This is a genomic window from Acinetobacter sp. RF15B (assembly GCF_007558235.1).
GTDB classification, from domain to species: Bacteria; Pseudomonadota; Gammaproteobacteria; order Pseudomonadales; family Moraxellaceae; genus Acinetobacter; species Acinetobacter lwoffii_C.
On sequence record NZ_VLSR01000023.1, the window covers coordinates 26988 to 39832 of the forward strand.

Annotated in this window: 13 protein-coding genes, 3 pseudogenes and 1 other annotated feature; of the genes and pseudogenes, 9 read left to right on the top strand and 7 right to left on the bottom strand. The window is 38.9% G+C overall.

Annotation, left to right across the window (positions count from 1 at the left end):
- Positions 1 to 251 precede the first annotated feature (251 nt).
- From E2K74_RS12985 to E2K74_RS12995, 3 genes are all read right to left on the bottom strand, one after another.
- On the bottom strand, positions 252 to 473 hold the full coding sequence (locus E2K74_RS12985) for a hypothetical protein (RefSeq protein WP_001986288.1): 222 nt from the start codon (positions 471 to 473) through the stop codon (positions 252 to 254).
- Between the two features lie 33 nt (positions 474 to 506).
- On the bottom strand, positions 507 to 1706 hold the full coding sequence (locus tag E2K74_RS12990; protein WP_000059658.1) for a tyrosine-type recombinase/integrase: 1200 nt from the start codon (positions 1704 to 1706) through the stop codon (positions 507 to 509).
- A gap of 393 nt (positions 1707 to 2099) precedes the next feature.
- Positions 2100 to 2813, bottom strand: a complete 714-nt coding sequence (locus E2K74_RS12995) for a phosphoribosyltransferase (RefSeq protein ID WP_001986287.1) — start codon at positions 2811 to 2813, stop codon at positions 2100 to 2102.
- An 857-nt stretch (positions 2814 to 3670) separates the two neighbouring features.
- Here E2K74_RS12995 and E2K74_RS13005 point away from each other — a divergent pair.
- The 5 genes and pseudogenes from E2K74_RS13005 to E2K74_RS13025 all read left to right on the top strand — a co-directional run.
- Complete coding sequence (locus tag E2K74_RS13005; protein ID WP_001052588.1) at positions 3671 to 4381, top strand: hypothetical protein; 711 nt, start codon at positions 3671 to 3673, stop codon at positions 4379 to 4381.
- Between the two features lie 12 nt (positions 4382 to 4393).
- Positions 4394 to 5500, top strand: a complete 1107-nt coding sequence (locus E2K74_RS13010) for an ImmA/IrrE family metallo-endopeptidase (RefSeq protein WP_150378256.1) — start codon at positions 4394 to 4396, stop codon at positions 5498 to 5500.
- Between the two features lie 246 nt (positions 5501 to 5746).
- Positions 5747 to 6388, top strand: coding sequence for an SOS response-associated peptidase (locus E2K74_RS13015; RefSeq protein WP_002046584.1), 642 nt, complete (start codon positions 5747 to 5749; stop codon positions 6386 to 6388).
- Between the two features lie 111 nt (positions 6389 to 6499).
- Positions 6500 to 7126, top strand: a complete 627-nt coding sequence (locus E2K74_RS13020) for a LexA family protein (protein WP_000038641.1) — start codon at positions 6500 to 6502, stop codon at positions 7124 to 7126.
- 14 nt (positions 7127 to 7140) lie between these two features.
- Positions 7141 to 7461, top strand: a pseudogene (locus E2K74_RS13025) (Y-family DNA polymerase); the annotation flags it as partial.
- 32 nt (positions 7462 to 7493) lie between these two features.
- Here E2K74_RS13025 and E2K74_RS13030 read toward each other — a convergent pair.
- Positions 7494 to 8264 carry an IS110 family transposase gene (locus E2K74_RS13030; RefSeq protein ID WP_227548037.1) on the bottom strand — a complete coding sequence of 257 codons (771 nt, stop codon included), beginning with the start codon at positions 8262 to 8264 and terminating at the stop codon, positions 7494 to 7496.
- 55 nt (positions 8265 to 8319) lie between these two features.
- Here E2K74_RS13030 and E2K74_RS13035 point away from each other — a divergent pair.
- Positions 8320 to 9539 (top strand): IS3 family transposase gene (locus E2K74_RS13035; protein ID WP_151208087.1). Its coding sequence is split into 2 segments (ribosomal slippage): positions 8320 to 8596 and positions 8596 to 9539, totalling 1221 coding nucleotides; the frame shifts between segments, so codons are not numbered across the junction.
- Positions 8595 to 8711 (top strand) — a sequence feature (AL1L pseudoknot). (Overlaps the previous gene by 117 nt.)
- Position 9540: 1 nt before the next feature.
- Here E2K74_RS13035 and E2K74_RS13040 read toward each other — a convergent pair.
- Complete coding sequence (locus tag E2K74_RS13040) at positions 9541 to 9780, bottom strand: IS110 family transposase (RefSeq protein WP_227548038.1); 240 nt, start codon at positions 9778 to 9780, stop codon at positions 9541 to 9543.
- 218 nt (positions 9781 to 9998) lie between these two features.
- Between E2K74_RS13040 and E2K74_RS13045 the strand changes: the two are divergent.
- Positions 9999 to 10724: pseudogene (locus tag E2K74_RS13045) on the top strand (Y-family DNA polymerase); the annotation flags it as partial.
- 45 nt (positions 10725 to 10769) lie between these two features.
- Here the strand turns inward: E2K74_RS13045 and E2K74_RS13050 are convergent.
- Positions 10770 to 11992 (bottom strand): IS3 family transposase gene (locus E2K74_RS13050; protein WP_104425744.1). Its coding sequence is split into 2 segments (ribosomal slippage): positions 10770 to 11656 and positions 11656 to 11992, totalling 1224 coding nucleotides; the frame shifts between segments, so codons are not numbered across the junction.
- Positions 11993 to 12035: 43 nt separating this feature from the next.
- Here E2K74_RS13050 and E2K74_RS13055 point away from each other — a divergent pair.
- Positions 12036 to 12299: pseudogene (locus E2K74_RS13055) on the top strand (DUF4113 domain-containing protein); the annotation flags it as partial.
- A 4-nt stretch (positions 12300 to 12303) separates the two neighbouring features.
- Positions 12304 to 12498, top strand: a complete 195-nt coding sequence (locus E2K74_RS13060) for a hypothetical protein (protein ID WP_151208089.1) — start codon at positions 12304 to 12306, stop codon at positions 12496 to 12498.
- Here the strand turns inward: E2K74_RS13060 and E2K74_RS13065 are convergent.
- The coding region (locus E2K74_RS13065) for a Tn3 family transposase (RefSeq protein WP_151208091.1) at positions 12495 to 12845 on the bottom strand (351 nt) is incomplete at its 5' end. The genes E2K74_RS13060 and E2K74_RS13065 overlap by 4 nt on opposite strands.

Here is a 12845-nt window from a genome sequence, read left to right on the forward strand (position 1 = left end):
TTGTTTTTAAAATTAATTTATTAAATAAAAAGCACTAAATCAAAGAAAGCTTTATTTAAAAATACCTATTAATTCAAAAACATACCATTTACTGAATATATGAAGCATAGGTTCCTGCTCTATCACTCACTCGTACTAAAATTACATCGCTCTTTTTACTGATACTAAACAATTTATGTCCACGCCACGTTCTGCGGCTTCGAGGGCTAGTTTTTGTTGAACCACTGAGAACAAGGACAACAAACTGCCTACTATATTTTCCCGGAGAGTGGTGTAGGAACTTTTTCATTATTGCTAATCATATCAGCGACAACATCAGCAACGAGCTCCTCTATTCCTGAGAATGCTTTAGACTGATCCGCATCAAGCCAAGACAATGATGGAAACTCAGCACACAACCCAACATACTCATTATATTCTGCTGACCATGTAACACGGCAAGTATATTGTTTACTATCCATTTGAAACCCCATAATGTTTTAAGTCTATGTATAAAAGTACGATTTTCACTTAGCAGTACTTAAATAATCACCCCACCACTGCATCATTTCAGTCCGCTGGGCTAAATAGTCAGCGTGATTATAGCTGGCACGGGTACGGTTCTTATCAATATGTGAAAGTTGTGCCTCAATCCAGTTATCCTGGAACAAACCTGAGTCATTCAAAATGGTACTAAAAGTGGAACGTAGTCCATGAGAGGATAATTGATGTTTTCCATAGCCCATCTTACGTATAGCCATATTTAATGTATTAAAATGAATCGGTTGATTATGTTTCCGTGGGCTAGCAAAAATGTACTTTTCACCGTATGACCATTGCATGACGTCTTTTAAAATATCTAAAGCCTGATCTGAAAGTGGAACTAAGAAGTCGGGAATCTCATGGCCTAATATGACTTTTCGTCGAAACTGTTTAATATGCAAGGCAGGTATTTTCCAGATTTTTTCATTTAAATCAAAATGATGAGGCTCAGCCAATAACAATTCAGCCCCTCGCACGCCAGTATGTAATTTGAACAGCAGTGCTTTTTTAATAATCGGATGGGCATCCAATTTTAATAAATTTTTCTTAAAATCTGATATATCCTCCGCTTTCAAATACGGATAATTCTTCTTGATTTTACTGTTAATGGCGATTTTATTTAAACCATGCGCGATGTTGAATTCACAATAACCCATCGCTACAGCGTAGTCATAAATTTGGTTCAAATAACTACAAGCTTTCTTGACAGGTTCTTTTACTTGGCGTCCCTCTATTTTTTTGATTACTGAAACCAGGTCATAACGCTTGATGTTTTGAAAAGGTAAATCCTGAAGGTCTGGATAAATATCTTGCTGTAAACATCTTTCTGCTAACTGTAGTACACCGCAGCGGGGTGAATCATTAAATGCATTTTTCAGTTTGAACTGCAGCCACTCCTCCCCTACCTTACGAAAGGTGATGACATTAGAGACAGTATCATGCTCAAAACAATAATTATTGTCTTTAAAGTCATCTTTGACTTGTCGTGCCTTTTTCAGCGATAAATCAGGATAAAGCCCCAACTGAATGCGGCGACGTTTTTTTGTTTGTGGATCTGTATAGCGATAGCACCAAGATTTTCTTCCAGTCGGCTCAATCTTCAGGCTAAGTCCATCTTCATCGGATAAAAAACAAGTTTTTTCCTTGCAATGAGCTTGGCGAACTTTAATTTCAGTAAGACTCATGAAATTTAAATGAAACCTATCAGCGGATTGACGAGATCCATTATATCAAAATAGAAGAAAATATATATGATGCGTACACTACGCATCATATATATTTGTAATATATTGTTTTATATATTTAATATTTTAAGTATTTGTATTTTAGTAACCATTATAAGTACCACCTCTTCTTTAAGTTCCCAACAACTCACTTTTTCTGTCATCAATGTTAAATAAGTCTTGTGCTTTAAATTCTTAGATGACCTCCTCTACCCTTTATTATCATTTGTATAAAAGTAACTATATGTACTCATTAAAATTTGTAGAGCTCAAAAACAAAAAAGACCGCTATATAGCAGTCTTTTAACTTAATTAAATAATAATTAATTCATTTTCATCATAAGTGCATAAGCATCACGTTTGTTTTGACGCAATGATTCTATCTCGGACTTCGTCAGCTGTTTTACGAGAGTTGAGGATATACTTTGCTTCCCACTCTGTGAGCCTTTCGAAATCGTACCCGTAAATCGATTTCCACCATGCTTCAAGATTACCATATACATCCCTCAATTGCTGAAGAGTTTCTTTACTTAGAGCTAATTGTGATGAGTATTGTTTACCCGTCAGTGCATATGCTCCAATAACTTTATTCGTCCCAGTTGTTTCAATATGACCTTTTAATGCTGCAAAAGTACCACCTTGGGTCTGGGTATCATCAACAATAATAACACATTTATCATTGTTTATTGTCCCATCAAATGCTGGTGGGTTGGCTAATCTATGCCACCCATCACCGCCAGTTCTTGATACTTTTATAGCTTGAACTATATTCGTATCAACTTCAAGCCCAAGTTTCTTTGCTATAACTGCTGAAGTAGCTAAAGGAATCATATTACGACCGACTGCTTCCTCAGCATGTACAGGTACTATAATAGTTTCCCGACCATCGATAATTCTTTCTAGTTCAGCAATCGCCTCATCCGAAACTAAATCTTTAGCTAAAATATACGCACTTTCAACATCCCCTGCTTTAGCAGCTTCATACATGTAATGAGAGGTTGCATCTCCAAGACCACGGTCAATAACCGTTTTAGGAAACATATTCCAATCTGTGCGATATAACTTCATATTTTTAAATAAGTTTTAATGATGGCTAGCATTAAATTTTACACTAAATTTACCGCTAGCATCTCTTGGATATTATTTTTCGTATCAGGCAGCACTCTCAAAAGCCGTTTGTTTGGACAGTCCCCATGATCATACACGAGGCAGCTTCAAATACTTATGGGCCCATCCTATCCAGTTGTATCTTCTTGCATCACATGAATATTGTATACTCATTTTGACTACTTGAAAATTATGGAACAACGTCAATAAAAACAATAACTCTAGAGTCTTTAGTCGACATTCCTAAAAAGGTAAATTCAACATTTCTTTCCATATCATTTCTTTGTGTCTCTGGATGAACAAAAGAAACATAGCTTATTTCAAAGAATCGGGCTAGGGTTTTTATGCCAATGATTTTGTTCTCTTCATTAGCAATTAAAACATCTAATTCCAGATCAAACTCTTCTAATTATTTAATTAAATCTTTAACTTTCATTTTACTATCAACCTCTATGAATTATTTAAAAAATTAGCACAATGAAACTTGTGAAAAAAATGGATTTGAACAAAATTTTTTAGCAAAAAAAGCATAGCAACCAGAAAAATCTTTCCAGCAATCAACAAAAATATCCCCGTGTGCTTCCAGTTTACAACATTTTGACTACCACACTGCCCACAGTAGTAATAATAGCCTTTGATACGGCCACCGCATTCAGGACAATTTTTATGATTAATGAATAAGTTACTCAACGTCTCTTCTCCAAAATTCTTATTATCAAGTTGTAAGTGAAGATAGCACACATTTATAAAAATATCTTTTTTAAAACATCAAAAGATGTTATAAAAAAGACATTCGCTACTTTAGGATAACTTTTAAGATGAATTTAAATCTCCTTGATGAAGAATCAATCCAACCTTCTGAACCCACGCCATGTGATTTTTTCAAAGGTGAAAATGCTATCAAAAAAGCTAAACAGTTAGGATTACCTGATCTCGAGTTAGTCAGAAACGCAATTATGATCGGTGATGCTGACTATAGAACAAATACTCACTATAACCGTGCACGCTTTATTGCACGATGGGGAAAAATTGGAGAACAGATTGCTTTACTGCTTCGACAATCTGATCCTGCTTGGATATTCCACAATGACAGCCAGCCAAGAATTGAGAATACAGTAAAGAAAATACAAATTATCTTTATGAGCGGGAATATTGCATTGGGGTTAGCTGATCAAGTTGTATCAGCACACTGTGAAAAAGGATTAATGACATTAAATAATATTAAGGAGAATCAGTCTGCTTATGATGATGAGACAAAATTGAGAACATGGATTTTATACTTTCCTTCAGCATCACATCCAGCCTATAAAGACATTGATATCCCAAATATTCCTTTTGAATTTGCATACCCAACTAGCTTCGTACAGGACTTAAAAGCGAAAAAAATTTCAATTTTACCAAGTGACCATACTTGCAGAATTGCATTTGAAATAGATAATACAGTTCCTGTAAAAACTGATCCTAAGCCAGTATTGGAACCATCTAATGAAATTAAACCAGATGATTTTGATATTCAGCTTGTAGTTTAATCTGAGGTTAATGTGTTTAATAAAGATCGTTTACGTATTGCTAAAGAATTACGAGGACTTAGCAATACCGATTTCGCAGAAAAATTGAGTTGCTCTATCTCTAAGGTAAAGCAACTTTTAGACGTGGATAAAGAAATCAATGAAAATGATCAAGATGATATATGCCGTGTATTAAATTTACCCAAGTCATTCTTTGCAGGTAATGACACACAACCACATGAAACAGACCAAATCTTCTATAGATCGGTTGCTCGTATTAAAGCACAGCATAGAAAAGCTAATGAGGCATATACTCTTTTAGCAATAAATATTAACAAGTACTTAAATCAGAAAGTAAAGTTACCTACTTTTCACCGTCCTGATTTAGATATTACTGAGTTTTTGGGTGAATCTAAGTATGCCGATCACCTAGCGTCAGAGTTGAGAGGTTTATGGGCTTTAGGTAATCAACCTATTAATAACATTGTTTCGTTGTGTGAGCTAAAGGGAATCCGTGTCTTTAGATTACCGACTGAAATTCGAGAAATTGATGCACTATCTTTTTTTGATGATGAAAGTGGTAGCCCTTTCATATTTCTAAATACATTTAAGTCTGCCGAAAGAGCCCGCTTCGATTGTGCACACGAACTTGGTCATACCGTTATGCATACGCATAACAAAAAAATTCGTGTCGAGAAAGATAATCGTGTTCTCGAAACTGAAGCGGATCAATTTTCATCTGAATTTTTAATGCCAACAGATGCATTTCTTTCTACTGCTCCACGCTATTTTTCACTAGAAAATATGATTGAGTATAAAAAGATTTGGCGAACATCCCTGAAGGCTATTAACTATAAAGCTCACAAGCTGGGCTTAGTTAGTGATTGGGTTAATCGTAGTAACTCTATAAAGATCAATTCGTTGGGCTACAACATTAATGAACCTGAAGAAACTCATCGAGATGAGAGTTTGATGTTGCCCAAAATTATCTCTGTTTTAGCCTCACAACCATCTTTTGATAAAAATAAAATGCTTGATGAAATTGGAATCTCTGAAGAAGATTTTAATCAATTAACATTTGATGCTTTAGCTAAAGTTGAGCCCCCGAAGAAAAAACATAAGTTATATATTGTCGAGTAATACAAACCTTCCTTAAAAATAATGCGCCTTACGGCGCACTATTTATGCAAAATCCTGATTAATTTTTTTATGACTTCACGCCCAACGTAGTTTTGCATCCCATAAGTCATACTTTAACTGAAAATGTAACTTGCCCCATCATGACTTTTTTCATATAGCCTACTTGAACTGACACCATAAATCCCATGTGTTCCATAAAGCATCGTATACAATTTCAGATAAATTCTTTAGTTATGTGATCAGGCTATGTGCTCAAATTACCTATTTCCAAATAAAAGAAATTTGACACTCTTAGGTGTCGATACAAGCCAGTTTGATCTTGAGCTTAAGGATCATGTATTCCCTTCCTATCATGCTCCAATCATTCTGAACGGCTCAGATCACTTAGAGCTTGATATTGCAAAGTTTGGATTACTACCGAGCTGGGCGAAAGAATTGAAGTTCAGCAGTCATACTTATAACGCCAGAACTGAGTCTGTAGCAGATAAGCCTAGCTTTCGACATGCTTGGAAGTACAGCAAGTTCTGCCTAGTCCCAGTACAAGAATTTTATGAGCCGAAATACATCAATGGCAAGCCACACTGGTACACCATCAAGCGTAAAGATGATCAGCCTTTTACTGTTGCAGGGATCTATGATGATGCAGTGATTAATGGCAATAAGGTACGTTCCTTTTCAATGTTGACCATCAATTCGGACCATCACCCTTTTATGAAACAATTCCATGCACCGAAGGATGAGAAGCGATCCATTATCGTTATTCCAGAACAGTACAGAAAAGACTGGCTAACAGCCGATCATGAACATGCGCATGAATATTTCTTTCAAATGCCCGATGAATTCGTCACATTTCCACGCGATGAGCAGAAACAAAACGTCTTATTCTGACGCATCCTTGTTTATCCACAACTTTTTAAATTTGAATTTTAAACGCTGTTAGTAATATCCTATTTAAACAAATTCTACTTCCAAACACGCCTCGTAGCGTAGGAGTATCTCATGTCTAAGAAGTTGCCTATTTACTTCTCTGACGACGCATGGTCATCTTTACAAGAGCTCATGGGTCCAGAGGGTAAACCAAGTCCTACCATCAACACCGTGCTTGAACAAATCGCTGTTCAAAATGAGCTTGTTGAAAAATTAGGGCTTACTGCTGTCCTACCCAAATCCAAAGTATCTATTCCCGTCTCTTTAGAGCGTATTCCTGCAGGTCCGGCCTTCAGCACCAAGGATGAGCAAGACAAAGCACTCGATCTGAATGAGTTCCTGATTCACAACCCTATTTCTACTTTTATTGCCTATGTAGACAGTGAATCCATGCTCGATGCTGGCCTAGAGATTAATGATCCAATCATTATTGATCGCAGTATTGAAGCCAAGCATTACGATATCGTGGTTGCCCTGATTGATGACAATGCCTCGACCATTAAGCGGCTGATGATCACCAATAAGATGTCCAAGTCTGAAATCAAAGAAATATTTGGAGATGAAGATTATCCGCTTCCAGAACTTTGGTTGAAGGCTGAAAATTCGAATTACAATCACATCATTCCTGATGATAGTCAGACCATATCAATCTGGGGTGTGGTGACTTTTAATTTAAAGCGTATTTATCACCGCTCATAAAAAGAAGAATAACCATGCAAAGTGAAAATGAAATATTCGCGTTAGTCGACGTGAATAATTGCTACGTCTCGTGTGAGCGTGTGTTTAATCCTGCCTTGAATGATCGCCCAACCATTGTGCTCAGCAACAATGACGGCTGTGCCGTGGCCAGAAGCCAGGAAGCGAAAGACTTAGGCATCAAGATGGGTGTTCCTGTATTCCAAATTAAAGAGCTAATCAAACAACATAACATTCAGGTGCTATCCAGTAATTTCTCCTTATATGGCGAAATGTCCAAGCGCTTTATGGAGCTGCTTGGGGACTATGTTGCACCAGGAGATCAAGAGATACCGTCTGAAACGTCAAGCAAATTATTGAGAATTCATGCTCAATAATCCGCTTGATAAGGTTGTTGGTGTTTGAGTACACCATAACAAAGATGAACCAACTTCCTCATCGCAGCTCCAATCGCCATCATTTTGGTTTTACCATTGGCCAATAATCTTTCATTCATCCCTCTAATGTGGGGATTATGCCGAGTTGCGACAATGGCTGCCATATATAAACCGGCACGTATTTTGGAAGAGCCCGCTTTGGATAAACGGCTTCTGCCATGAATGGAGCTACCTGATTGCTTTTGAATGGGGACCAAGCCAACAAAGGCGGCCGCTTGACTAGCGCTTTCAAAAGTATGGCTGCGCAAGAAACTGAGCATTAATAAACTGGTTCGATCTGCAATAGCTGGAATACTGCTGAGCAGTTCTTTATCATTTCTTAAATCAGGATTCTGATCGATATGAGCATCAATTTGCTGGTCGATACCCTGAATGTGCTTGTTTAACTGCCTAATACTCTTATGGATAGACTGAAGTACAGGTTCCATCGTGAAGGTAGACTCTGCTTTTTCCAAACGATTCTTTTCACGTTGTAAATCTTCACAAAGCACAGCTCTTCTATCTAGCAAAGCATTCAGAAATTGAATAGGTTGGGGTAAAGGTTGCCAAAAATGTAGATCGGCAGTCATCGCAAATCGAGCTAGAACTTCACTATCCACCTTGTCTGTTTTATTTAGCTTAGACATACTCTGAGCAAAATATCGAGCTCTGGCAGGATTGGTTACACAGACTTGATAGTCCGCATCAAATAAATATTTAGCCAAGAGTTTGAACCGTACCGGGTTTGTCGGAGAGTCAATATTCTGAGAGACTATCCCGATGACAAAATTAAAATATACCCCTGAAATCAGAGAAAGAGCGGTTCAATTACTAATTGAATCTGAAAAAGATTATCCATCGAATTGGGCTGCGATCACCGCTATTGCTCCCAAGATAGGTTGTACTCCTGAAACACTACGTGTTTGGTATCAAAAATATTTAGATAAACAAAATCCAGTTAAAGTACAGCAGCTTTCAGACCAAGAACGTATCAAACAACTCGAACGCGAAAATAAAGAACTGCAACGCGCCAATGAGATTCTACGTAAAGCAGCCGCTTTTTTCGCCCAGGCGGAGCTCGACCGCCCACACAAATAATGGTGGATTTTATCCATAATAATAAAGAGCTGTACGGAGTCGAGGCGATTTGTAGAATTTTACCGATCGCACCTTCAACCTATTACCGGACTTTAGATCTCACAGTAAATCCAGAACATCGAGCGAAACGAGATTTACATGACTTGCATCATGCTGAGGAGATTAAGCGAATTTGGAAAGAAAGTTCAGGTCGATACGGTGTGCGTAAGGTCTGGCAACAACTGAAACGTGAAGGCTATGTGATTGCACGTTGTACAGTTGCTCGATTGATGCAGAAGCTAGGTATACAAGGTATTTGGCGTGGTAAGAATAAACAAACTACCCGTAGCCGAGATGACCAAAAACGGGCAGATGATTTAGTGAAACGTAATTTTAGTGCTGATCATCCAAACCAACTATGGGTCGGTGACTTTACGTATATTCAAACTCATTCAGGCTGGGTCTATACCGCCTTTATTATTGATGTGTTTTCACGAGCAATTGTTGGATGGAAAGTATCTACACGGATGAATACAGATATGGTACTTGATGCACTGGAGCAAGCATTGCATGATCGAGGTAAGCCAAAGAATGTAATTCATCATTCCGATAGAGGTGTTCAATATCTTTCTATTCGCTATACCAATCGTTTAGAAGCAGCAAATTTACGAGCATCAGTCGGTACGACTGGTGATTCATACGATAATGCTTTGGCTGAAACGGTGAATGGCTTATACAAAACAGAGGTGATTGAATATTTAAAAGCAGATTGGCAAGGTTTAGCAGATGTACAACTTGCGACACTAAACTGGGTAGATTGGTTCAATAAAAAGCGTGTACACAGTGCACTGGGTTACAAGTCGCCTTTTGAGTTTGAAGCAATGTACTATGATAAGATTAACCCGTTAGGTCAGGTGGCCTAACTTAAATAAAAAAGTCTCCGACAAACCCGGTACGGTTCAGTTCATGATAAATAGATGTGGCTTCCATTAAGATAATGGTCTGCGTAGAAGTTGCAGCATGCTGCTTTAGCCAGGTTTGAAGTTGCTCAAAACCTTTTGGTGTATTTGAAAAAGTTTTGGTTTTCTTTTTACTTGCAGAATTTTCTAAAATTAAACAGCAATCAATTTTAGCTTTAGCAACATCAATACCAAGATAAAACATAATCTTTACCTGCTTTATTTATCCAATTATTGTTTTAGCATAACCACCGTCTTTTCTTGTGAATACAGCATCAAAGTGCTTAGTTACCGTCCAGAGTTGTGCAAGTGGTTAGGGCAAATTGTAGGTTTTATCTCTTTCACAGACTAAAAGTCTTAGGTCTATTACAAACTCTACAATTTGCATATAGTGGAAGCTAATCACTACAAGCTCCAAGATACAAGGTCTATTCCATTGATGAATGCTTTCTGAAGCTCACAGCTTACGAGCATCTATTTGACCTGACTGTATATGCTCAAGACATGAGGGCTAAGGCTTGGCGTTGGTTAGGCCTACCCTGCTGTATTGGAATTGGTCGCTCTAAAACCGAAGCCAAGATTGCCAATCATCTCGCCAAGAAAAACAAGTTCTTCAATGGGGTCTGTAATCTGGCCCATATGGACCCATGCTCTACAGAAACGCTACTCGCGCAGGTTGATGTGTCTGAGGTTTGGGGCGTAGGCAGACAGAACTGTAAGAAGCTCAATACTATGGGTGTTCAATCTGTGCTGGATCTGATCAATGCCAATCCTAAAGAAATCAAAAAGCAGTTTAGTATCGTGATGGAAAAGACGGTGCTTGAGCTACAGGGCCTTTCTTGTATTGACCTTAGTGATGATACTGTAGCGAAGAAGCAAATCATCAGCAGCCGTTCATATGGCAACCCAGTGTATGAAATGGATGACATTAAAGCTTCGGTTCGGCTTTATGTGGCCAGAGCCGTGAAACGAATGCGGGAAGATGGCTCAATCTGCAAGATGATCGGCGTGTATATCCAAACCGGTCGCTTTGATAAGACAGAGCGCTACTCGCCTTACATCGTCGTTCAAATGCATGAGCATACGGATGATCTACTGCTCATCACCAAGGCCGCGATGAAAGGCATCGATCAGATATTTAAGAAAGGCTGTCTTGTCCTGAAATAGATTGACAGTATTCCACTTCAAACCGAGTTAAGCAATTAGCTCGGTTTTAGTTTGCTCATACGTCTGATTCGGGGTGTTCATATTTAAACTTAAATGTGGTCTATAGCAATTATAAATCATGATAGATTCCGCAATTAAGTGATCTAACTCCTTCATGGTTTGACATCGTGTAGTTAAAAACTCCTGCTTTAATATTCCATTAATCCGCTCTGCTAATGCATTCTGGTAACAGTCTCCTCCATCTGTCATAGAAGGACATACCCCATAATGGCGTAATGCCGATTGATATAGTTCAGAGCAATACTGAGAGCCTCTGTCTGAATGGTGAATCATCCTGGCTGCCCGATCTGTCACATGCTGCATCGCCATATGTAGTGCCTGCACAACATTCTCTGCACGCATATCATTCGATAACTTATAACCTTTAATCTGGCGGGTATAAGCATCTGTCACTAAGGATAAATAATGTACGCCTTCAGCACTCTCAACATAGGTAATATCACTGACAAAGACTTCATTGGCTTGCACCGCTGAATAATCCTTTAATAAATTTGGATGCTTCTTCATCCAATGCTTGCTATCCGTAGTTTTTGTATAACGACGCTTGGGGCGAATCAATAAATTATTTTCTTTCAATATTTTAAATAACTGATCCCGTCCACACTTTAAACCACGCTGCAACAATTTGCCTTTAATAAGCCAATACAGCTTACGTGTTCCGATACTTGGCATGAGACAGCGATACTCCATAACCAACTCGAGTATTTGTTCTGTTACTTGTGCAGTCATTTGAGCACGTTTTTCTGCTTGATAATAAGCTTGTCGAGTGATTCCTAACCACTGACAATAACGTGAAACGCTTAGTCTTCTTTGGCTTTGCCAATCTTTGAAACGTGCTCGGTATACTTTTTTCCAAGATCAGTCCCACATTCTTTATCAATGTGATAAATCACATCCTGAATAAATTCAGTTTTAAGCTTTTCTGCGGCTAACTGCTTTTCTAATTGGCGGATTCGTTGTTGGGGTGTCAATTGGCGTTTAGAAGAAGTCGGCATATTCGAAGTCCAGTCCTGTTGTCCGTGCTTGCGTAACCATACCAGCACAGTTGATCTTCCTTGAATACCATATTTTGCCTGAGCTTGCTTATAAGTAATTTGCCCTTTTTCTACTTCATGTACCACCATCATTTTAAAGGCAAAGCTATAGTCACGTTGTGTACGTTTAACTCGTTGTTCTCGTGCATGTTCCATAAAATAAGTCTCTTAAGGTGTAAACTTATTTCAGGACGGGACAGGCTTTAAGTATAAAAAGGCGGGAATCGTGCTGCTCGAAATTACAGATCAATCCAAGTTTGTGCCCGATCTATTCACGGACTATTCACATAAGCAAGAGCGAGAAAGGCTTTCAGATGCCATCGAAGCCATCAGTGAACGGTTTGGGAAGAATCTCGTCACGCTAGGCATTGCCAACAATAAAGAAGCCACATGGCACATGAATCAAAACCTTAGATCACCTTCGTATTTAACCAAATGGTCTGACTTACCAAGAGTAGGATAAAAACATGCACTTATTTAAATTAACTGACGAACAACTCGCACAAATTCTTATCCCGAAACGATTTGTACCACCTACTCCACCTGAACATGAAGGCAAGAATATGGTCTATGTATTTGATAGTGAGGATAAGTTTGAACTGACTTATGATGAGCTGGTGGAAATGGGGTCGTTTGCGGGAGGGGGCGGAATCCTACGCTAAGGCTTTGGCCAGCGATATTCTCCGGTGAGATTGATGTGTTCCCATCCGAGCGGCGAAACATGGGCCAAGAGATCGGGCGATAGCAGCTTTCCATCGCGTTTCTGGTTTGCAACGACCTCGCCGAGCTTCATGGTGTTCCAGAAGATGATGATGGCGGCGAGCAGATTCATGCCGGCGATGCGGTAATGCTGGCCTTCGGCGGAACGGTCGCGGATTTCACCGCGGCGGTGGAAGCTGATTGCCCGCTTCAGCGCATGATGAGCTTCGCCTTTGTTGAGCCCGATCTGGGCACGCCGTTGGAGTTCGGCATCCAGAATCCAGTCGATCATGAACAGGGTGCGCTCGAC